Genomic DNA, 22,068 nt, shown 5'->3' with positions numbered 1-22,068 from the left:
ATGTCTCAGGCTGCATTGAACACGCGCAACCGCGATGACGAAGAAGAATACTCTTCTTCACGCCGGAGTAATGGAACGCGTCTTGCAGGTATTATTTTCCTGCTCGGGGTGCTGTGCACCGTGTTTATCAGCGGCTGGATGGTTCTGGGCTGGATGGAAGATGCGCAACGGTTGCCGCTTTCGAAGCTGGTGGTCACCGGTGAGCGTCATTACACCCGTAACGATGACATTCGCCAGACAATTCTGGCGCTGGGATCGCCTGGCACCTTTATGACGCAGGACGTCAATATTATCCAGAGTCAGATTGAACGTCTGCCATGGATAAAACAGGCGAGTGTCAGAAAGCAATGGCCTGATGAATTGAAGATTCATCTGGTTGAATATGTGCCCATTGCGCGTTGGAATGATCAGCACATGGTTGACGTAGACGGAAATTCCTTCAGCGTCCCGGCCGATCGTGTCAACAAGCAAAATTTACCGATGTTGTATGGCCCGGAAGGTAGCGAAAACGAAGTGTTACAAGGTTTTCGTGAAATGGGGCAGGTGCTGGCGAAGGACAGGTTTACGCTAAAAGATGCTGCAATGACGGCGCGCCGCTCCTGGCAACTGACGTTAACGAACGGCATTAAGCTCAACCTGGGTCGCGGGGACACAATGAAACGTCTGGCGCGATTTGTAGAACTTTACCCGGTTTTACAGCAGCAGGCACAGACTGACGGCAAACGGATAAGCTACGTTGATTTGCGCTATGACTCAGGCGCAGCAGTCGGTTGGGAACCGGCTCCGGTCGAGGAACCTAATCAGCAACAGAATCAGGCACAGGTACAGGCAGAACAACAATGATCAAGGCGACGGACAGAAAACTGGTAGTTGGACTGGAGATTGGCACCGCGAAGGTTGCCGCTTTAGTAGGGGAAGTTCTGCCCGACGGTATGGTCAATATCATTGGCGTGGGCAGTTGCCCGTCCCGTGGTATGGATAAAGGTGGGGTTAACGATCTTGAGTCGGTGGTGAAGTGCGTACAGCGCGCCATCGATCAGGCTGAATTGATGGCAGATTGCCAGATTTCCTCTGTTTATCTGGCGCTTTCGGGTAAGCACATTAGCTGCCAGAACGAAATCGGCATGGTGCCGATTTCCGAAGAAGAAGTGACGCAGGAAGACGTTGAAAACGTTGTGCATACGGCGAAATCCGTGCGCGTTCGCGATGAGCATCGCGTGCTGCACGTGATCCCGCAGGAGTATGCGATTGACTACCAGGAAGGGATCAAAAACCCGGTCGGTCTCTCCGGCGTACGTATGCAGGCAAAAGTGCACTTGATCACATGTCACAACGATATGGCGAAGAACATTGTAAAAGCCGTTGAACGTTGTGGCCTGAAAGTTGACCAACTCATTTTCGCCGGTCTTGCAGCGAGCTATTCCGTGCTGACCGAAGATGAACGTGAACTGGGTGTCTGTGTGGTCGATATTGGTGGTGGTACAATGGACATGGCCGTGTATACCGGCGGTGCGCTGCGCCACACCAAAGTGATCCCGTATGCCGGGAACGTTGTGACCAGCGATATTGCTTACGCTTTTGGTACGCCACCGAGTGATGCAGAAGCGATTAAAGTACGCCACGGCTGTGCGCTGGGGTCTATCGTTGGCAAAGATGAGAGCGTTGAAGTGCCGAGCGTGGGCGGACGTCCACCGCGCAGCCTGCAGCGCCAGACGTTGGCAGAGGTCATTGAGCCGCGTTATACCGAGCTGCTTAACCTGGTCAACGAAGAGATTTTGCAGTTACAGGAACAGCTTCGCCAGCAGGGCGTGAAACATCATCTTGCAGCGGGGATTGTATTAACCGGCGGGGCAGCGCAAATTGAAGGTCTTGCGGCCTGCGCTCAGCGCGTGTTCCATACGCAAGTGCGTATCGGTGCTCCGCTGAATATCACCGGTTTAACGGATTATGCTCAGGAGCCGTACTATTCAACGGCCGTGGGCCTGCTCCACTACGGGAAAGAATCTCATCTCAGTGGTGAAGCAGAAGTGGAAAAACGCGTCTCAGTTGGGTCGTGGGTCAAACGACTGAACAACTGGTTGCGAAAAGAGTTTTAATTTTTTTAAGAGACCGGAGAGAATTAGCGGTCTCGGGCGACAGGCACAACGGAGAGAGAAATTATGTTTGAACCTATGGAACTGACCAACGACGCGGTGATTAAAGTCATCGGCGTCGGTGGCGGCGGCGGTAACGCCGTAGAGCATATGGTGCGTGAACGCATTGAAGGTGTTGAGTTCTTTGCAGTTAACACCGATGCACAGGCACTGCGTAAGACGGCTGTAGGCCAGACTATCCAGATCGGCGGTGGCATCACCAAAGGGCTGGGCGCTGGGGCTAACCCGGAAGTCGGTCGTAATGCGGCTGAAGAAGATCGTGAGGCCCTGCGCGCTGCACTGGAAGGTGCGGACATGGTCTTTATCGCAGCGGGTATGGGTGGCGGTACGGGTACCGGCGCAGCACCTGTTGTGGCTGAAGTAGCGAAAGATTTAGGTATCCTGACCGTTGCTGTCGTGACCAAGCCTTTCAACTTTGAAGGCAAGAAGCGTATGGCTTTCGCGGAGCAGGGGATCACTGAACTGTCCAAGCACGTGGACTCGTTGATTACCATCCCGAACGACAAACTGTTGAAAGTTCTGGGTCGCGGTATCTCTCTGCTGGACGCTTTTGGCGCAGCCAACGACGTGCTGAAAGGCGCGGTGCAGGGTATCGCTGAACTGATTACCCGTCCGGGTCTGATGAACGTTGACTTTGCAGACGTTCGTACCGTGATGTCCGAAATGGGCTACGCGATGATGGGCTCTGGCGTGGCAAGCGGTGAAGACCGTGCAGAAGAAGCGGCTGAAATGGCTATCTCTTCTCCACTGCTGGAAGATATCGACCTGTCTGGTGCGCGCGGCGTGCTGGTCAACATTACCGCTGGCTTCGACCTGCGTCTGGATGAGTTTGAAACCGTGGGTAACACTATCCGTGCGTTCGCCTCTGACAACGCTACCGTGGTAATCGGTACTTCCCTTGACCCGGAAATGAACGACGAGCTGCGTGTTACTGTTGTTGCTACCGGTATCGGTATGGACAAGCGTCCTGAGATCACCCTGGTGACCAACAAACAGACTCAGCAGCCGGTTATGGATCGTTACCAGCAGCACGGTATGTCTCCTCTGACTCAGGAGCAGAAACCGGCCGCGAAAGTGGTTAACGACCCCACTCCGCAAACGGCGAAAGAGCCAGATTATCTGGATATCCCGGCGTTCCTGCGCAAGCAAGCTGACTAAGAATTGGCTGGAATTTGGGGATTTTCGCTCTTTGTGCTAAACTGGCCCACCGTCAGTGATATACACTTTCGGTTGGATAGTTAATTTGGCGAGATTATACGATGATCAAACAAAGGACACTTAAACGTATCGTTCAGGCGACTGGTGTCGGTTTACATACCGGCAAGAAAGTCACACTGACGTTACGCCCTGCGCCGGCCAATACCGGGGTCATCTATCGTCGCACCGACTTGAATCCACCGGTAGACTTTCCGGCCGATGCCAAATCTGTGCGTGATACTATGCTCTGTACTTGTCTGGTGAACGAGCATGACGTGCGGATTTCTACCGTAGAGCACCTGAACGCCGCCCTGGCGGGTCTGGGTATCGACAACATTATGGTTGAAGTCGATGCGCCAGAAATCCCGATCATGGATGGTAGTGCTGCTCCGTTCGTCTATCTGTTGCTGGATGCCGGCATCGAAGAACTGAACTGCGCGAAAAAATTTGTTCGTATCAAAGAGACCGTTCGCGTCGAAGATGGCGACAAATGGGCTGAATTCAAACCGTACAATGGTTTCTCGTTGGACTTTACCATCGATTTTAACCATCCGGCGATTGATGCCAGCACCCAACGCTATGCGATGAACTTCTCTGCTGATGCGTTTATGCGCCAGATCAGCCGTGCCCGTACGTTTGGCTTCATGCGTGATATCGAATATCTGCAGTCCCGTGGTCTGTGCCTGGGCGGCAGCTTCGATTGTGCCATCGTTGTTGACGATTATCGCGTACTGAACGAAGACGGTCTGCGTTTTGAAGATGAATTCGTTCGTCACAAAATGCTGGATGCTATCGGCGACCTGTTTATGTGTGGTCACAACATCATTGGTGCATTTACCGCGTTTAAATCCGGTCATGCACTGAACAACAAACTGTTGCAGGCAGTCCTGGCAAAACAGGAAGCCTGGGAATATGTGACCTTTGAAGACGAAGCTGAGCTGCCGCTGGCCTTCAAAGCACCAAACACGGTACTGGCGTAACGGTTAAAGCCGTTTCGTAAAAAATCGACTGGTTAACCTGGTACTCTCTCCGACCAGGGAGACCAGTCGTTTTTATTTTTACCCCTCTTCATTTATTTGCCCCAGCGTCACTTCTCGTTTGCCCGGTGCAGAAAATCTGTGCGTTAGCTGCATTCTTGACCGTTTTTCCCCGCAGCAATACGTCATTCCTGCTGCTGTGTATTGGCTTTAGTGGTAATATCTGGGCGCTTAAAAGAATAATTGAATTCAGCCTTTTGAAGGCTGGCTTAATGTGGTGGAGCAATTGAGCGGAATACTGACGCGCTGGCGACAATTTGGCAGACGTTACTTCTGGCCGCATCTCTTATTAGGGATGGTCGCGGCGAGTTTCGGCTTGCCTGCGCTCAGCAACAGTGCGGAAGCGGCGACGCCGACGAAGACCTCCACAACCAAACACGATCTCAACACGCGGGTTAATTTTACTAACCTGGCGTGGCTTGAAGCCAATCGCCGCCCGAATTTCTCGGTGGATTACTGGCACCAGCATGCGATTCGTACCGTTATTCGCCATCTGTCATTTGCGATGGCTCCGCAGGCACTGCCTGTTGCTGAAGAGACGCTGCCGGTACAGGCGCAGCATCTTGCTCTGCTGGACACGCTTAACGCGCTGCTTACGCAGGACAGTCAGCCACCCGTCATGGTGCGTCAGACCACACAAATCGCGCACGTTCCTCCTGCGACCTTCTCCGTTTCGACATGGATTAGCCAGGCTCACGGCATCCGCGCCGGGCCTCAACGCCTCAGCTAAATTAACCTTTTTTCAATACCTTAATTTATCTGCCCAACCTGGGGCGTTTGAGAATTTATTATGCTAATCAAATTGTTAACAAAAGTTTTTGGTAGTCGTAACGATCGTACCCTGCGCCGTATGCGCAAAGCTGTTACCGTCATCAATGGCATGGAGCCGGCGATGGAGAAGCTCTCTGATGACGAGCTGAAAGCGAAAACCGTAGAATTCCGCGCGCGTCTTGAAAAAGGCGAAACGCTGGAAAGCCTGATCCCTGAAGCCTTCGCCGTTGTGCGTGAGGCCAGTAAACGTGTGTTTGGCATGCGTCACTTCGACGTTCAGCTGCTGGGTGGTATGGTGCTTAACGAGCGCTGCATCGCGGAAATGCGTACCGGTGAAGGTAAAACCCTGACCGCAACGCTGCCTGCCTACCTGAACGCACTGACCGGTAAAGGCGTTCACGTCGTTACCGTCAACGACTATCTGGCACAGCGTGATGCCGAAAACAACCGTCCCCTGTTCGAATTCCTGGGCATGACCGTTGGCATCAACATGTCCGGTCTGCCGGCACCCGCCAAACGTGAAGCCTATAACGCGGATATCACCTACGGTACCAACAACGAATACGGCTTCGACTACCTGCGTGACAACATGGCGTTTAGCCCTGAAGAGCGCGTGCAGCGTAAACTGCACTATGCGCTGGTGGATGAGGTGGACTCCATCCTGATCGATGAAGCGCGTACTCCGCTGATCATCTCCGGCCCGGCCGAAGACAGCTCCGAGATGTACCGTAAAGTCGATAAAATCATTCCGCACCTGCTGCGTCAGGAGAAAGAAGATTCCGACACCTTCCAGGGTGAAGGCCACTTCTCTGTCGATGAAAAAGCGCGCCAGGTGAACCTGACCGAACGCGGTCTGGTGAAAATTGAAGAGCTGCTGGTGGCTGAAGGCATCATGGAAGAGGGCGAGTCTCTGTACTCGCCGACGAACATTATGCTGATGCACCACGTCACTGCCGCGCTGCGTGCCCATGCGCTGTTCACCCGCGATGTCGACTACATCGTGAAAGACGGTGAAGTTATCATCGTTGATGAGCACACTGGCCGTACCATGCAGGGACGTCGCTGGTCTGACGGTCTGCACCAGGCCGTTGAGGCCAAAGAAGGCGTTGATATTCAAAATGAAAACCAGACGCTGGCCTCTATTACCTTCCAGAACTACTTCCGTTTGTACGAGAAGCTGGCGGGGATGACCGGTACTGCAGATACCGAAGCATTTGAATTCAGCTCCATCTACAAACTGGATACCGTGGTCGTTCCAACCAACCGTCCAATGATCCGTAAGGATATGCCGGACCTGGTGTACATGACCGAAGCGGAAAAAATTCAGGCAATCATTGAAGATATTCGCGATCGTACCGCTAATGGCCAGCCGGTGCTGGTGGGGACAATCTCCATCGAGAAATCCGAAGTGGTTTCCAATGAGTTGACCAAAGCGGGCATCAAACACAACGTTCTGAACGCCAAATTCCACGCCAAAGAGGCGGATATCGTTGCGCAGGCGGGTTACCCGGCAGCGGTAACAATCGCCACCAACATGGCGGGTCGTGGTACCGACATTATGCTGGGTGGTAGCTGGCAGGCAGAGATTGCCGAGCTGGAAAACCCAACGCCGGAGCAGATTGCTCAGATTAAAGCGGACTGGCAGGTACGCCATGACGCGGTGCTGGCATCCGGTGGTTTGCATATCATTGGTACCGAACGTCACGAATCTCGTCGTATCGATAACCAGCTGCGCGGCCGTGCGGGTCGTCAGGGCGATGCCGGTTCTTCCCGCTTCTACCTGTCTATGGAAGATGCGCTGATGCGTATTTTCGCCTCCGACCGTGTTTCCGGCATGATGCGTAAACTGGGTATGAAACCTGGCGAAGCCATTGAACACCCGTGGGTCACTAAAGCGATTGCTAACGCTCAGCGTAAAGTGGAAAGCCGCAACTTCGATATTCGTAAGCAGCTGCTGGAATATGATGATGTGGCCAACGACCAGCGTCGTGCCATCTATACCCAGCGTAACGAACTGCTGGACGTGTCCGACGTGAGCGACACCATCAACAGCATTCGCGAAGACGTATTCAAAGCGACTATCGACGCGCATATTCCACCGCAGTCTCTGGAAGAAATGTGGGATATCGAAGGTCTGCAGGAACGCCTGAAAAACGACTTCGACCTCGAACTGCCAATCAAAGAGTGGCTGGACAAAGAGCCTGAGCTGCACGAAGAGACCCTGCGTGAACGTATTTTCGAAACCGCGCTGGACGTATACAAGCGTAAGGAAGAAGTCGTTGGCGCTGAGATGATGCGTCACTTCGAAAAAGGCGTGATGCTGCAAACGCTGGACTCCCTGTGGAAAGAGCACCTGGCGGCGATGGACTACCTGCGTCAGGGTATTCACCTGCGTGGTTACGCGCAGAAAGATCCGAAGCAGGAGTACAAGCGTGAATCCTTCGCCATGTTTGCGTCCATGCTGGAGTCACTGAAGTATGAAGTGATCAGCACCCTGAGCAAAGTTCAGGTACGCATGCCAGAAGAAGTGGAAGCAATGGAGCAACAGCGCCGTGAAGAAGCTGAGCGTCTGGCACAGATGCAACAGCTGAGCCACCAGACTGACGAGAGCGAAGCTGCTGCAGCGATCGCGGCCCAGACTGGCGATCGTAAAGTTGGCCGCAACGATCCGTGCCCGTGTGGTTCCGGTAAAAAATACAAGGCGTGCCACGGTCGTCTGAGCTAAATTCATAACAAAACAAAAAGGCGCAGAAATCTGCGCCTTTTTTATGGAAGTGACAATATGAAAATACTGCAAATTGCCGTCGGGATTATTCGCAACCCGCAAAACCAGTTCTTTATCACCCAGCGCGCCGCCGACGCCCATATGGCGAACAAATGGGAGTTTCCGGGCGGGAAAATCGAGTCAGGCGAAACGCCGGAACAGGCACTGATCCGTGAGCTTCAGGAAGAAGTGGGGATCACCCCGCTTGGCGCAACGCTGTTTGACAAGCTCGAATACCAGTTTCCCGATCGTCACATTACGCTTTGGTTCTGGCTGGTGGAAAACTGGGAGGGGGATCCCTGGGGCAAAGAGGGGCAACCGGGTAACTGGGTTGAACTGCAGGCAAGCGATGCCGACAAATTCCCGCCGGCAAATGAGCCTGTGATTACCCGGTTAGTGCAGGGCGTTTAATTTACTGCTGTTCTTCACTCCAGTCATCGCTGTCCGAAAGAGTGCCTTCACTCGGAATGCGTTTCTCTTCCGCCGCCCATTCGCCCAGGTCAATTAACTGACAGCGTTTACAGCAGAATGGGCGGTATGGGCTCACTTCGCCCCAGACAACACTTTTGCCACAGGTTGGGCAGTTTACGATGGTCACGTCAGACATTGGCACTCCTTAACAACAGGCCAGTTCAAAATCGAGGCGTTCCGGCACGGTGCCATTTTCACTGTCCAGCGGCATAAAGCGAATCGCAAAACGGCTCTTATGCCCGGAAATTTGCGGGTAAAGCTGCACGTCGAGCGAAAGGTTCAGTCGCAGCAGATCGGCATCGTCCCCGTTATCCTGGTAAAAACCGTTCAGGCTGGTCTGCTTGCGGAACGGCGCAGAGTTACGGATAAGATCGAGGATCAGCGATAACGTCCGGTGCATCGGCTCCAGGCTTTCCAGCCAGATATTCACCTGCGCATCACGCTGCGTTTGCGGCATGTGCAGCCACATATGAAGCGTCGGCAGGTCAAAGCTGCAGCATCCACCGGGAATACTCAGGCGCTGCCGTACCAGGGCAATCAAGCGATCTTCACGCAAAAACTGACCAACGCGAGGGGCAGCCATTAACGTGCTGCTACTGCTTTTTAACTGCTGACGCAGGGAATCGATACGGCTTTGATCAACACCCGGGACTTCCGCCCATGCCTGCAGTTTACGCTGCTGACGCTCGAGTTCTTTCAGTAATTCGGTGCGAACATCTCCACGCTCAATCACATCCAGCAGGTCGCCCACATTGCGGAAGAAGTGCAACGCAGTGGCGTGATCGTTGACAGGCAGGTGTTGCGAGAGTTGTTGAATAAGAAATTCGATACGCAGCCAGGTACGCATTTTTTCGTTAAGCGGATGCTCAAAAAGGATGTGAGTCGACATTATGGTTTTTCCTGTGCAACGGCCTGCGCGGCGAAGGTCAAATACTGCGCGTGCAGACGGGCAACATCCGATGCAATGGCATCTGGTGCGCCGTTATTATCAATAACATCATCCGCAACGGCCAGGCGCTGATCGCGCGTGGCCTGAGCGGCAAGAATTTGTTCGGCATGTTCGCGCGAGACGCGATCGCGCGTCATGGTTCGCTGGATTTGCGTTTCGGGAAGGACATCAATGACCAGAACCCGATCGGCTTTCTTCTGCAGCTGATTTTCTACCAGCAACGGAACTACCCACAGCACATACGGTGAGCGGGCGGCGGCAATCTGACGCTGGGTTTCCTGGTGGATAATGGGGTGGAGCAGGGCATTAAGCCAGACCTTTTCCGCAGAATCGGAAAAAATGCATTCGCGAAGCTGCCGGCGATTTAGCGTGCCGTCCGCATTGATGATGGCCGGGCCAAAATGTTCTTCAATGGCCTTTAACGCGGGTGTATTCGGTTCTACCACCTGACGGGCAATGATATCGGCATCGATAATCGCGATACCCAGGCGAGCGAAAGCGTCCGCAACGGTACTTTTGCCACTACCGATGCCGCCGGTTAATGCGACGGTATACCCCATTAAATCAAATCCTGGGAATTATTCATTATTAAAATCAGTTGGTTGAAATTCAAACGTGTGCCAGCCAATGTTTAGCTCTCTTTACCGGCTTTTTACCAGGTAAATTTATAGGATTGTAGCGTAAAAAAAGAGAATTTCGCAGTCTTGCGGAGCAGGTATTAGTGCGTATGATAACGTCACTGGAGTTGTGCTTTTAACATATTTGCCTCTAACCCCAGGAATCCGCACATGCGTATCGAAGAAGATCTGAAGTTAGGTTTCAAAGACGTTCTTATCCGCCCTAAACGCTCTACACTGAAAAGTCGCTCAGACGTTGAACTCGAACGTCAATTCACCTTTAAACATTCCGGTCAGACCTGGTCTGGCGTGCCGATCATCGCTGCCAATATGGATACCGTGGGAACCTTCGAGATGGCAACCGCGCTGGCACAGTTCGACATCCTCACGGCAGTTCACAAACACTACAGCCCTGAAGAGTGGAACGCCTTTGTGGCATCCGCTTCTGCTGAGGTCGTGAAGCATGTGATGGTCTCTACCGGAACCTCAGATGCCGATTTCGAAAAGACCAAACAAATCCTCAAGAGTAACCCCGCGCTGAACTTCGTCTGTATTGATGTAGCGAATGGTTATTCCGAACACTTCGTGCAGTTCGTGAGCAAGGCGCGTGAAGCCTGGCCGAACAAAACCATCATTGCGGGTAACGTAGTGACCGGCGAGATGTGTGAGGAGCTGATCCTCTCTGGCGCAGATATCGTCAAAGTGGGCATTGGCCCGGGTTCCGTGTGCACCACGCGTGTCAAAACCGGTGTCGGTTATCCGCAGCTTTCTGCGGTTATTGAATGTGCCGATGCTGCGCACGGCCTGGGCGGCCAGATCATCAGTGACGGCGGTTGTACTACCCCGGGTGATGTCGCGAAAGCTTTCGGCGGCGGCGCAGACTTCGTGATGCTTGGCGGTATGCTGGCAGGTCACGAAGAGAGTGGCGGTACCGTGGTGGAAGAGAACGGTGAGAAATTTATGCTGTTCTACGGTATGAGCTCTGAATCGGCGATGACCCGTCACGTGGGTGGCGTTGCAAAATACCGTGCGGCAGAAGGCAAAACCGTGAAGCTGCCGCTGCGCGGTCCGGTTGAGAATACCGCACGTGACATTCTTGGTGGCCTGCGTTCGGCCTGCACCTATGTGGGGGCATCCCGCCTGAAAGAGTTGACGAAACGCACGACCTTTATTCGCGTTCAGGAACAGGAAAACCGCGTTTTCAACAGTCTGTAATCGCGTAAGCTGGCGCACATCCGTGTGCCAGCGTTATCCCGCACTCATCGCATCCCCGAGATGGAAGATAGGCAGATACATTGCCACCACCAGCGTGCCGATAATCACACCCGTTACAATCAGCAGCACAGGCTCCAGCACGGCAGCCAGGTTATCTGCTGACTGAAAGGTTTGCTCCGTGTGGTGACGCGCCAGGTTTACCAGCATGATGTCGAGCGCACCTGACGTTTCGCCGGTTCGCAATAGCTGAATACACAGCGGAGTAAAAACCGCCGCCTTTTGAAAGGATGCCCAAAGGGGATAACCCTTTTCAATGTCTTCCCGGATGGCGCGGAGTATCCCCTGCCAGTACCTGCTCTCAACCGTCTCTTCTGCACTCTCCAGACCCTTTAAAAAAGCGATGCCCGCCTGCTGCGTGAGCGACAGCACGGTAAAAATTTGCCCCAGCTTTTGTCCTTTAGCCAGCGCGCCCATGACGGGGATATGCAGCAGTACGTGTTGCCAGCGTGGATCCTGCCGCCAAGCCCAGGCGATGCTCACAGGAAGGAGTAGCCCCGCGAACAGCGCGAGGGCATAGGACTGTATAAACGTTGCCATTCCCATGACTATTTGTGTCAGCATCGGGAGCGGGGTATTAAACGTTTTGTAGATGGCGGCGAATTCGGGCAAGACCAGAGTGACCATGGCCAGCACCACGAGTACCGCCAGAGCCAGGATTACCATCGGGTAACGCAGTGCCTTTTTCACTTTCGCACTGAGTTGCTGCTGTGATTTTTGTTGCTGGGCAAGCTCACGGCAGCACGTCTCCAGCTTCCCGGTTAGCTCGCCGGTCTTCACCATCGACACATACAGTGGGCTAAATACCGCGGGCCAGCGCTTCAGCGCCTCAGAAAAAGGGCATCCTTCACTCAGCTCATCGGCAAGGCTTTGCAGGAGTGCCTGCCAGGGCGTTATCGGATGCTGATCCGCCAGCATCTGCAGGCTGTCAGACAATGTCAGGCCCGCCTGCAAAAGCGTGGCGAGCTGGTGAAATACCTCGTAGCGGTGATGTGGTCGCCAGCGATACCTCTGCGTGCAGCGGGTGATTGTCAGAGGATGCAGCGCTTTGCGCATCAGCCTGTCGAAAGCCGCATTGCGGTCAGTTGCCCACAGAGCCCCGCTTCGGGGCTCTCCTTCAACGGATAGCGCACGCCAGCGCCAGAGGTGATTAGCAGCCATCGGGCATTCCCAGGATACGCAGCAACTCTTCGAGCGTGGTCAGTCCCTGTTCAACAGCCATACAGCCATGTTCGAAAAGGGATGTCATTCCTGCCTGACGGGCGCTGGCCTCTATCACCTCTGACCCCGCTCCGCTGGCAATGGCCTGCCGGAGTGTCTGGTCAATGACGAGCACTTCAAAAATGGCGACGCGACCATAAAAACCGTGATAACAGCGCTCACAGCCGGTGGGTTGCCAGCGCGGTAGCGGCCGGGGCCAAACGGAGCGAGGCAGTTCTGCCCGCTTGTCGGTTTCCTGGCGGCAATGGGGGCATAAACGGCGCACCAGCCGCTGGGCGATGACCAGCGAGAGGGCGGAAGAGATCATCCATCGCGCCACCCCCATCTGCTGCAGGCGGATCAGGGTTTCCGCCGTCGAGTTGGTGTGTAGCGTCGACAACACCAGATGCCCGGTTTGTGCGGCATTAATGGCAATCTCTGCCGTTTCGCCATCACGAATTTCGCCGACCATAATGATGTCAGGATCCTGACGTAGCAGCGCTCTCAGCACCGTCTGGAAGGTGAGGCCCGCACGCGGGTTTATCTGCGTCTGGTTTAATCCTGCAAGCGGGATCTCTATCGGGTCTTCCACGCTGCAGATGTTCACATCCGGCGTGTTTCGAGCCTGCAGCGCGCTGTACAGCGTCACGGTTTTACCGCTGCCGGTGGGGCCGGTAACCAGAATCAGCCCCTGCGGCTGGTGGAGCACTTCGCTAAAGCCGGCCAGCTGTTTAGCATTCATCCCCAACGTTTCTGGCTCAAGAGATTGCTGAACCTGACGCAGCAGGCGCAGTACAATTTTTTCACCCCCGCTGCAGGGAAGTGTGGCGATGCGAAATGAGACCGGCTCGTTTGCCAGCTCAATCGTAAACTGACCGTCCTGCGGTAAACGGCGTTCCGCAATATCGAGGTTACCCAGCACTTTTAACCGGGCGCTGAGCATGGTGGCCAGCGCGGCTGAAAGTGGGGGCTGCGGGCAAAGCACGCCGTCGATGCGCAGGCGAATATGGCAAGTCTGCTCCATCGGTTCAATATGAATATCAGAAGCGCGTTGGTTAATCGCCTGCTGCAGCGTGTGGTTAAGAATATCCACCGCTGAGTGTGTCGGCGTAACGACGGGCAGATGCGTTTGTGTGGTTAACTGCCGGTGTTTTTCCATGCGCTCGGTGCTCCAGCACTCGATATCAATCCGTTTCTGGGTAGCGAAACGCAGGGCTTCCATCAGTTCAGGGCCGGGGTTTCCCACGACGGCAATGCTAATCATGTCGCTATCGCTGCTCAGCAGAAGGGCATGGTGACGCAGACAAAGTGCGACAAGCTGATCGGTATTCATCATCCGCTCCTCAGTGGGTGTCGAAGCGGAAAACGTCTTCACAGGCCTGCTTGAGTGCGCTGTCGGTACCGATGTTGCAGTTACGCGTCCACCCCGTCATGCCGTTGCCATCATTCCATTGTGGCGTCATGACCACCTCCAGCCCGTTAAGGCTCTCCTGGCCGGTTAAGGTCACGACGCCTTTCGCCACGTTCATGCCTGAAACGTAGCGGGTAGTGGTGGGGGACGGGATGCCATTACTGCCTCCGTCACAGCTCTCCACGCCGCCGTGATCCAGGGCGCAAAGCTCAATGGCGGTACGGTAGGGAATGAAGGTTTGCAGCATATCGGTCAATGCTGCTTTTCGCAGGTAGTTCTGGTACGCGGGGACGCCGATGGCGCTCAGAATGGCAATAATGCCGATCACCACCATCAGCTCAATGAGTGTGAATCCTTGTTGTCTGTCCATGTCTGCTCCTTACGTTAAGTAGGGCTACTCTGGCAGTGAGACAGCGCAGAAACGAGGGGCAAAAAAAAGAACGTGAAGGGGCTTTCAGGGAATTCGTGGCGTGTTGCAGGGTAGGGCAATGGTTTTGCGAGCGGGAGTGAATTTCCCCTCTCCGCAACGAGAGGGGAGGGACATTATTTGAAGCGCATCGAGAGGTCGAGGGCGCGAACGTGCTTGGTCAGCGCCCCAACGGAGATGAAATCAACGCCGGTCTCGGCGAATTCACGGATCGTATCAAACGTCACGTTGCCGGATACTTCAAGCTGGGCTTTGCCGTTAGTCAGTTTTACCGCCTCGCGCATCTGCTCGGTTTCGAAGTTATCAAGCATGATGATATCGGCGCCGGCCTTGATAGCCTGCTCCAGCTCCTCCAGGTTTTCGACTTCCACTTCGACGGGCACATCCGGATGCAGCCAGAAGGCTTTTTCGACCGCCTGACGCACGGATCCTGAGGCAATGATATGGTTCTCTTTAATCAGGAACGCGTCAGACAACCCCAGACGATGGTTTGCACCGCCGCCACAGAGCACCGCGTATTTCAACGCAGTGCGCAGACCTGGTAGCGTTTTGCGGGTATCCAGCAACTGCGTGCGGGTACCCGCCAGCAGGTCAACGTAGCGACGCACTTCGCTTGCCACGCCGGACAACGTCTGCACGAAATTCAGCGCGGTTCGTTCGCCGGTCAGCAGTACGCGGGAAGGTCCATCAAGTTCGAACAGCGGCTGATTTGCCGTAATTGCATCACCGTCGTCGACATACCAGGTGATCTGCACCTCATCGCCTGCCAGTTGGGTAAAGACCTCTTCAACCCAACGCTTACCGCAAAAAATGCCCTCTTCGCGCGTAATAATGACCGCATGTGAGCGAGTCTCTTTTGGCAATAATTGTGCGGTAATATCCCTGTCGGCGCTGACGTCACCGCCCAGATCTTCTTTCAGGGCATGGGCAACACTTGCCGGAATATCCATACTAATACGTTCCAGAAGCGCTTCACGTCGGTTGTCGGGGTTGTAACGGCGAGGCGGCATGATAAAACTCCAAATTGGTAACGAATCATAATATTGAAACATGCTACTCTGAACCGAGTAACAGCACCATACATAAGGAGTTCCAGCATGTTGTTAGAAAACGGATGGCTGGTGGATGCGCGGCATGTGCCCTCGCCGCACCACGACCGCCGCCCGGAGGATGAAAAGCCCACACTGCTGGTTGTTCATAATATCAGTCTCCCGCCGGGTGAGTTTGGCGGCCCGTGGAGCGACGCGTTATTCACGGGGACCCTGGATCCTGATGCCCATCCTTTCTTTGCTGAGATTGCGCATCTGCGCGTGTCGGCTCACTGTCTGATCCGTCGCGACGGTGAAGTGGTTCAGTACGTCCCTTTTGATAAACGCGCCTGGCATGCCGGCGTGTCGATGTACCAGGGACGCGACCGCTGCAATGATTTTTCCATCGGGATTGAGCTGGAAGGCACTGACACCACCCCCTACACCGATTCACAGTATCAACAGTTGGTGGCTGTAACCCAAACGCTGATCGGGCTCTATCCCGCGATAGCCGGGAATATTACGGGACACAGCGATATTGCTCCGGCGAGAAAAACCGATCCCGGCCCGGCTTTTGACTGGCCCCGGTTTCGCGCCTTGCTTACCGCGTCGTCAGAATAAGGAGATAACATGACGTTGTTTACCATGCTGCTGGTTATCATCGCTGAACGCCTGTTCAAACTCGGTGAGCACTGGCATCTGGATCACCGGCTGGAGGTGCTTTTCCGCCGGATTAAACATTTTTCCATGCTGCGCACGCTGCTGATGACCGCTGGCGTGATGGTTATAACATTTTTACTGCTGCGTTCGCTTTACGGCCTCTTTTTCAACGTGCCGCTGCTGGTGGTGTGGATCCTGCTCGGCGTGCTCTGTATTGGCGCGGGCAAGGTGCGTATGCACTACCACGCCTATCTGAAAGCCGCATCCCGTGACGATGCCCATGCGCGGGGCGCCATGGCGAGCGAGCTGACGATGATCCACGGCGTGCCGCCGGATTGCGATGAGCGTGAATTTTTGCGCGAACTGCAAAATGCGCTGCTGTGGATCAACTTCCGTTACTACCTGGCACCGCTGTTCTGGTTTGTGGTGGGCGGTCCGTGGGGGCCGGTACTGCTGATGGGCTATGCGTTTCTGCGCGCCTGGCAGACCTGGCTTGCCCGTTACCTTACCCCGCATGAACGTTTATTGTCGGGAATCGATGCCATTCTGCATGTGCTGGACTGGCTCCCGGTACGTCTGGTGGGCGTCGTTTATGCGTTAATTGGCCACGGTGAAAAAGCGCTGCCAGCATGGTTTGCTTCGCTTGCCGACCGCCACACGTCTCAGTATCAGGTATTAACACGTCTGGCGCAGTTCTCGCTGGCGCGTGAGCCGCATACCGACAAGATTGAAACGCCGAAAGCGGCTGTCTCCATGGCGAAGAAAACGTCGTTTGTGGTGGTCGTGGTCGTGGCGTTGCTGACCATTTACGGCACGCTGGTCTAAGCCAGCGCGCCGTACCGGTCAGAGCGTATCAGCAGGCGGGATGCCAAAGTCAGGCATCCCGTTTTCGTCCCAGCGCACGCATTTAAGACGCGTGTGACGATTCGGGTCATAGAGCGGGTCGCCTTCAATCTCGGTGTAGTTTCGCGCGTGGTAGACCAGCACGTCCTCTCCCTCCGGCGTTTGTGTGAAACTGTTATGCCCGGGTCCAAACTGACGATTCTCGACGCTGGTTCGGAAAACCGGACGCGATGCTTTATGCCAGTTCGCCGGATTTTGCGGATCGGCAGTCATATCTATCCACAGTAACCCCATGCAATAGTTCTCATCCGTGGCGCTGGCGGAGTAGCTGATAAACAGCTTATCTTCGTGAAACAGCACTGCCGGACCTTCGTTGACCCAAAATCCGCGGCATTCCCAGTCATACTCCGGTTTACTGAGCATCACCGGCTCGCCTTTGAGCGTCCACGGATTCGCCATTTCGCACAGATAGAGGTTGGAGTTTCCGGAGATATCCGGGGCTTTTTGTGCCCACAAATACCAGCGTTTTCCCTGATGGGCGAACGTGGTGGCGTCCAGTGCGAAGGTGTCGAACGGGGTGGTAATCTGGCCTTTCTCGATCCACGTCCCGGTGAGGGGATCGGGGTCCGCACACTCCAGCGCAAACATACGGTGCTGGAACATCCCGAGGCTGTCCAGCGCCTGGGTATGGGTGGCGGCAAAATAGATATACCACTTACCGTCAATGTGGTGCAGTTCCGGTGCCCAGATCAACTGGCTCATCGGCCCGGTCTCCGGTTTACGCCAGACCACGACCTCTTCGGCATCGCGTAGTCCTTCCAGCGAGTCGGCGCGACGGATCTCGAGCCTGTCGTACTGCGGCACGGAGGCGATAAAGTAGTACAGACCCTCGTGGTGCAGAATGTAGGGGTCGGCACGTTGTTCAATAAACGGGTTTGGCCAGGTGTGCATTCGGCTTTCCTTATTTCGTCTCAGCGGCTTTGAGTTCCTGATAATTATTCAGCTCGCGATAATTGTTGCGACGCTTCTCGAGGTCTTCCTGGATCTGCTTCATCGTTTCGCGGTCAACCTTCAGCAGACGTACCACGCCTGCGGTAATGAGATACCCGACGCCCGGAATCACGGTAAACAGCAATACAATACCGTTGATGGCATCCGGACTTTGCGCTTTCGCCCCCGCGTCATAACCGTACCAGGAGAGCAGGAAACCAACCATCGCACCGGCAATCGCCAGCCCCAGTTTGAGGAAGAAGATGTTACCGGAGAAGCTGATCCCGGTGATGCGCTTACCGGTTTTCCACTCACCGTAGTCATCGACGTCGGCCATCAGCGACCAGTGCAGCGGAGACGGGATCTGGTGCAGGATGTTCAGCAGGAAGTAGAGCACCACAATGGTGACCGTGGCTTTCGGATCGAAGAAATAGAAGGCGCAGGAGAAAATCGCCAGCACGATGTTGGTCCAGAAGAACACTTTCAGCTTACACCAGCGGTCGGTGAGGACTTTCGCCAGCATACTGCCGAGCATCATGCCAACCACGCCCAGGCTGATAAACAGCGTGGCGAAATGGGTACTCTGGCCCATAACCCAGGTCACGTAGTACATCGTGGCCGCCATGCGGATAAAGCCCGGGCACACGTTGCACAGGGTCAGCAGCAGAATGCGCACCCACTGGTCGTTCTTCCACACGTCTTTCAGGTCGTTTTTCAGCTCGTCATGAGTCTGTACCGCCGGGCGTACACGCTCGCGAACGGTATAGAAGCAGAACAGAAACATACCGGTACCAATCAGCGCCAGCACGGTCATTGCCATCTGGTAGCCTTTGGCTTTGTTGTCGCCACCAAACCAGTCGGCCATCGGTAACAGCGTCAGCGACAGCAGCAGCGTGGCGATACCTACCAGCACAAAGCGATAGGACTGGCAGGCAACACGTTCCTGCGGATCGTTGGTAATCACGCCGCCTAACGAGCAGTAGGGAATGTTGATTGCCGTATAGGTTAAAGAGAGCAGGAAATAGGTGACGAAGGCATAGATAACTTTGCTGTTGTAGCTCCACTCTGGTGTAGTGAACATCAGGATGCTGAACAGCGCATAGGGAAAGGCAATCCACAGCAGCCATGGACGAAACCGGCCATATTTACTGCGGGTACGGTCGGCGATGGCCCCCATAATCGGATCCGTTACGGCATCAATTACGCGGACAGACAGCAGCAGTACGCCGACCAGTGCAGGCGCCAGACCAAAAATATCGGTATAAAAATAATTAACAAACAACATGATGGCGCCAAAGATGATATTGCAACCTGCATCGCCCATCCCATAGCCGATCTTCTCTTTTACTGACAGTTTAGCGTTATCCATAGACTGCTCTCCGGGTTACGGTATGGAGAGAATTATTTGCTGGCAAACGAATATATGCGTTGCAGTATCAGGGCGGTGATATGGATAAATGCGCTGTTGGCGTGAAACTGTGAGGGAGGTAACAACACGCGGTACCTGCAAAACGCAGATACCGCGGGGGAGACTTAGTGAGCTTTCAGGGCGTTGCGGCTTTTCTGGCTAAACAGATAGCCGATGCCAAGAACGGCAACCCAGACTGGGATCAGGTACACCGAGATTGCCATACCTGGGGTCAGCAGCATGATGACCAGCACTCCTGCCATAAACAGCAGGCAGATCCAGTTGCCCAGCGGATAGAGCAGGGCAGGGAAGCGAGTCTTCACGCCCTGCTGATGCTTGGCACGGCGGAACTTGATGTGTGCCAGGCTGATCATCGCCCAGTTGATAACCAGGGCAGAGACCACCAGCGCCATCAGCAGGCCAAACGCCGATTCCGGTGCCAGATAGTTAATCAGGACACACAGCGCCGTTACGATCGCCGAAACGATGATGGTGTTCACCGGAACGCCACGCTTGTCGACGTTGAGCAGCATCTTCGGCGCGTTACCCTGCTGGGCCAGGCCGAACAGCATACGGCTGTTGCAGTATACGCAGCTGTTATAGACCGACAGCGCCGCCGTCAGCACCACGATGTTGAGCGCATTCGCCACGACGGTATCGCCCAGCTCGTGGAAAATCAGGACAAACGGGCTGGTGTCGGCAGTAACGCGCGTCCACGGCAGCAGAGAGAGCAGAACGGCCAGTGAGCCCACATAGAAAATCAGAATACGGTAGATAACCTGGTTGGTCGCTTTCGGGATGCTCTGTTCCGGGTTGTCGGCTTCAGCTGCGGTGATGCCGACCAGCTCCAGACCGCCGAAGGAGAACATAATGATTGCCATCATCATCACGAGGCCCGTCATGCCGTGAGGCAGGAAGCCGCCCTGTTCCCAGAGGTTGCGTACCGTGGCCTGCGGGCCACCGTTGCCGCTAAACAGCAGCCAGCCGCCAAAGATGATCATCGCCACGACGGCAACCACTTTGATGATGGCAAACCAGAACTCCATCTCACCGAAGACTTTAACGTTGGTGAGGTTGATGGCGTTAATAATGACGAAGAAGGCCGCAGCAGAAGCCCAGGTGGGGATCTCCGGATACCAGAATTGAATGTATTTCCCGACGGCGGTCAGTTCAGCCATGGCAACCAGAACGTACAACACCCAGTAGTTCCAGCCTGACGCGAAGCCGGCGAAACTGCCCCAGTACTTATAGGCAAAGTGGCTGAAAGAGCCCGCAACCGGCTCTTCAACGACCATTTCACCTAACTGGCGCATAATCAGAAAAGCGATAAAACCGGCAATGGCGTAACCCAAAATAATGCCGGGACCGGCAGACTGGATAACGGATGCACTTCCCAGAAACAGTCCAGTGCCAATAGCACCGCCCAGTGCGATTAGCTGTATATGGCGGTTCTTCAGACCGCGCTTTAGCTGATCGCCGTGCTGTTGAGCTTCCATTTGAAACCTCGTGTGTGGTTGTTATGTTCACGCGACGCGTGTGTAATTATGAATATCCGTTTTCTGTATTTATTTCTTTACAGTCAATGAGACCGAAAAAAGCGGAGATGTCTTCCGTAAGCGCCAGAATAGTGGTAAGCGCTAGCGAATGCACCTGCTTTATGACGGGGCGATGACGAGTTGAATAAAAAGAAAGCATTTGTAAATCACCCCGCTAACCCTTCATACCCCAACCTATAGAATAGAAATGCTCCGTAAGTGGGCAAAATTTCATATTTTGCGTTGTTGAATCGCTTCAGATTGCAAAAACCCTCGTTTCATTAAGGTTAAAACTCCCACTAAGGGAGTAACTAACTCATTTGTGCGAAGTTACATTTCTGAAACGTTATTTCTGTAAGGTTGTTAAAATGTGCAGGGTTTACTGATTTCAATCAAAACCAATATGGACAGAAGGTGAATACTTTGTTACTTTAGCGATACGAACTTGAAATTGGTAAGACCAATTGACTCCGGGCAAAAAGGCGTAAGACAGGGAATATGGCCTACAGCAAAATTCGCCAACCAAAACTATCTGATGTGATTGAGCAGCAGCTGGAGTTTTTAATCCTCGAAGGGACACTGCGCCCGGGTGAGAAACTTCCGCCAGAACGCGAGCTGGCAAAACAGTTCGACGTTTCACGTCCCTCTCTGCGTGAGGCGATTCAACGTCTCGAAGCAAAGGGCTTGCTGCTTCGTCGCCAGGGCGGCGGAACCTTTGTGCAAAACAGCCTGTGGCAGAGCTTCAGCGATCCGCTGGTAGAACTTCTCTCTGACCACCCAGAATCCCAGTTTGATCTGCTTGAGACCCGTCACGCGCTAGAAGGTATCGCGGCCTATTACGCCGCACTTCGTAGCACTGATGAAGATCGCGTGCGTATCCGCGAACTTCATCAGGCCATTGAACGGGCACAGCAATCCGGCGATTTAGACGCCGAGTCCAATGCCGTTGTCCAGTATCAAATCGCCGTCACCGAAGCTGCACACAATGTTGTGCTCCTCCATCTGCTACGCTGCATGGAGCCGATGCTGGCCCAGAACGTTCGTCAGAATTTTGAATTGTTGTATGCCCGTCGGGACATGCTCCCATTGGTAAGCAACCATCGCACCCGAGTATTCGAGGCGATAATGGCCGGGGAACCGGAGCAGGCGCGCGAAGCGTCGCACCGACATCTGGCTTTCATTGAGGAAATCTTGCTGGACCGCAGCCGTGAACAATCGCGTCGCGAACGTTCATTACGCCGCATACAGCAACGAAAGGATTAAGCGCCAGGGTTTTTTAGAGCGCGGCAACTAAACGCAGAACCTGTCTTATTGTGTTCTTGCCCAAGAGCACAA

General features: G+C 54.3%; 21 protein-coding genes. 11 read left to right on the top strand and 10 right to left on the bottom strand.

The window, feature by feature from the left end:
- The 7 genes from ftsQ (at nt 1) to mutT (ending at nt 8,333) form a co-directional block, all read left to right on the top strand.
- The gene (ftsQ, locus tag AM410_RS03215; RefSeq protein WP_014168632.1) at nt 1-843 is read left to right on the top strand and encodes a cell division protein FtsQ; all 843 of its coding nucleotides are present in this window, start codon (nt 1-3) and stop codon (nt 841-843) included.
- Entirely contained in the window at nt 840-2,096 is a 1,257-nt protein-coding gene (gene ftsA, locus AM410_RS03210) for a cell division protein FtsA (protein WP_006173845.1), read from the top strand. Before ftsQ ends, ftsA begins: the two co-directional genes overlap by 4 nt.
- 63 nt (nt 2,097-2,159) lie before the next feature.
- On the top strand, nt 2,160-3,311 hold the full coding sequence (gene ftsZ / locus AM410_RS03205; protein ID WP_008501978.1) for a cell division protein FtsZ: 1,152 nt from the start codon (nt 2,160-2,162) through the stop codon (nt 3,309-3,311).
- Nucleotides 3,312-3,412: 101 nt separating this feature from the next.
- Entirely contained in the window at nt 3,413-4,330 is a 918-nt protein-coding gene (lpxC, locus tag AM410_RS03200) for a UDP-3-O-acyl-N-acetylglucosamine deacetylase (RefSeq protein ID WP_014168633.1), read from the top strand.
- A gap of 283 nt (nt 4,331-4,613) precedes the next feature.
- Nucleotides 4,614-5,117 (top strand): secA translation cis-regulator SecM, encoded by a 504-nt coding sequence (gene secM, locus AM410_RS03195; RefSeq protein ID WP_072126512.1) that lies wholly within the window; start codon nt 4,614-4,616, stop codon nt 5,115-5,117.
- Nucleotides 5,118-5,177: 60 nt separating this feature from the next.
- Nucleotides 5,178-7,883, top strand: a complete 2,706-nt coding sequence (gene secA / locus AM410_RS03190) for a preprotein translocase subunit SecA (protein WP_014168636.1) — start codon at nt 5,178-5,180, stop codon at nt 7,881-7,883.
- Nucleotides 7,884-7,940: 57 nt separating this feature from the next.
- Nucleotides 7,941-8,333, top strand: a complete 393-nt coding sequence (gene mutT / locus AM410_RS03185; RefSeq protein ID WP_014168637.1) for an 8-oxo-dGTP diphosphatase MutT — start codon at nt 7,941-7,943, stop codon at nt 8,331-8,333.
- Between the two features lies 1 nt (nt 8,334).
- Here mutT and yacG read toward each other — a convergent pair whose 3' ends face one another.
- Genes yacG through coaE form a run of 3 tightly spaced genes read right to left on the bottom strand, consistent with a single transcriptional unit; the run spans nt 8,335 to nt 9,902 of the window.
- The gene (yacG, locus tag AM410_RS03180) at nt 8,335-8,529 is read right to left on the bottom strand and encodes a DNA gyrase inhibitor YacG (RefSeq protein WP_020882580.1); all 195 of its coding nucleotides are present in this window, start codon (nt 8,527-8,529) and stop codon (nt 8,335-8,337) included.
- Between the two features lie 9 nt (nt 8,530-8,538).
- Complete coding sequence (gene zapD, locus AM410_RS03175; protein WP_014168639.1) at nt 8,539-9,282, bottom strand: cell division protein ZapD; 744 nt, start codon at nt 9,280-9,282, stop codon at nt 8,539-8,541.
- Nucleotides 9,282-9,902 carry a dephospho-CoA kinase gene (gene coaE / locus AM410_RS03170; RefSeq protein ID WP_014168640.1) on the bottom strand — a complete coding sequence of 207 codons (621 nt, stop codon included), beginning with the start codon at nt 9,900-9,902 and terminating at the stop codon, nt 9,282-9,284. The genes zapD and coaE overlap by 1 nt, the downstream gene beginning before the upstream one ends.
- 228 nt (nt 9,903-10,130) lie before the next feature.
- On the opposite strand from coaE, the gene AM410_RS03165 reads away from it, so the two are divergent.
- A complete protein-coding gene (locus AM410_RS03165; protein WP_014168641.1) occupies nt 10,131-11,174 on the top strand; it encodes a GMP reductase in 1,044 nt (347 codons plus the stop codon).
- Between the two features lie 33 nt (nt 11,175-11,207).
- Here the strand turns inward: AM410_RS03165 and hofC are convergent, their stop codons facing one another.
- From hofC to nadC, 4 genes are all read right to left on the bottom strand, one after another.
- Nucleotides 11,208-12,392, bottom strand: coding sequence for a protein transport protein HofC (hofC, locus tag AM410_RS03160; RefSeq protein WP_049023071.1), 1,185 nt, complete (start codon nt 12,390-12,392; stop codon nt 11,208-11,210).
- Nucleotides 12,382-13,764: a type II secretion system protein GspE gene (gene gspE / locus AM410_RS03155; RefSeq protein ID WP_073397170.1), complete on the bottom strand. Its 1,383-nt coding sequence runs from the start codon at nt 13,762-13,764 to the stop codon at nt 12,382-12,384. The genes hofC and gspE overlap by 11 nt, the downstream gene beginning before the upstream one ends.
- A 10-nt stretch (nt 13,765-13,774) precedes the next feature.
- The gene (gene ppdD / locus AM410_RS03150; protein ID WP_073397172.1) at nt 13,775-14,212 is read right to left on the bottom strand and encodes a prepilin peptidase-dependent pilin; all 438 of its coding nucleotides are present in this window, start codon (nt 14,210-14,212) and stop codon (nt 13,775-13,777) included.
- Between the two features lie 173 nt (nt 14,213-14,385).
- Entirely contained in the window at nt 14,386-15,279 is an 894-nt protein-coding gene (nadC, locus tag AM410_RS03145; RefSeq protein WP_073397174.1) for a carboxylating nicotinate-nucleotide diphosphorylase, read from the bottom strand.
- 87 nt (nt 15,280-15,366) lie between these two features.
- Between nadC and ampD the strand changes: the two genes are divergently transcribed.
- Complete coding sequence (gene ampD / locus AM410_RS03140; protein ID WP_108647495.1) at nt 15,367-15,918, top strand: 1,6-anhydro-N-acetylmuramyl-L-alanine amidase AmpD; 552 nt, start codon at nt 15,367-15,369, stop codon at nt 15,916-15,918.
- A 9-nt stretch (nt 15,919-15,927) separates the two neighbouring features.
- The gene (ampE, locus tag AM410_RS03135) at nt 15,928-16,782 is read left to right on the top strand and encodes a beta-lactamase regulator AmpE (RefSeq protein WP_025205391.1); all 855 of its coding nucleotides are present in this window, start codon (nt 15,928-15,930) and stop codon (nt 16,780-16,782) included.
- Between the two features lie 18 nt (nt 16,783-16,800).
- Here the strand turns inward: ampE and AM410_RS03130 are convergent, their stop codons facing one another.
- From AM410_RS03130 to aroP, 3 genes are all read right to left on the bottom strand, one after another.
- A complete protein-coding gene (locus AM410_RS03130; protein ID WP_108647494.1) occupies nt 16,801-17,751 on the bottom strand; it encodes a glycoside hydrolase family 43 protein in 951 nt (316 codons plus the stop codon).
- 10 nt (nt 17,752-17,761) lie between these two features.
- Nucleotides 17,762-19,159: a glycoside-pentoside-hexuronide (GPH):cation symporter gene (locus AM410_RS03125; protein ID WP_014168649.1), complete on the bottom strand. Its 1,398-nt coding sequence runs from the start codon at nt 19,157-19,159 to the stop codon at nt 17,762-17,764.
- 164 nt (nt 19,160-19,323) lie between these two features.
- Nucleotides 19,324-20,694: an aromatic amino acid transporter AroP gene (gene aroP / locus AM410_RS03120; RefSeq protein WP_014168651.1), complete on the bottom strand. Its 1,371-nt coding sequence runs from the start codon at nt 20,692-20,694 to the stop codon at nt 19,324-19,326.
- Between the two features lie 537 nt (nt 20,695-21,231).
- On the opposite strand from aroP, the gene pdhR reads away from it, so the two are divergent.
- Complete coding sequence (gene pdhR / locus AM410_RS03115) at nt 21,232-21,996, top strand: pyruvate dehydrogenase complex transcriptional repressor PdhR (RefSeq protein WP_013095596.1); 765 nt, start codon at nt 21,232-21,234, stop codon at nt 21,994-21,996.
- Nucleotides 21,997-22,068 lie beyond the last annotated feature (72 nt).

This window comes from Enterobacter cloacae complex sp. FDA-CDC-AR_0164 (assembly GCF_003071645.1).
Classification (GTDB): Bacteria; Pseudomonadota; Gammaproteobacteria; order Enterobacterales; family Enterobacteriaceae; genus Enterobacter; species Enterobacter ludwigii.
The sequence above is the reverse complement of the archived record's forward strand: the minus strand, read 5'-3'. Positions and strand labels throughout refer to the sequence as shown.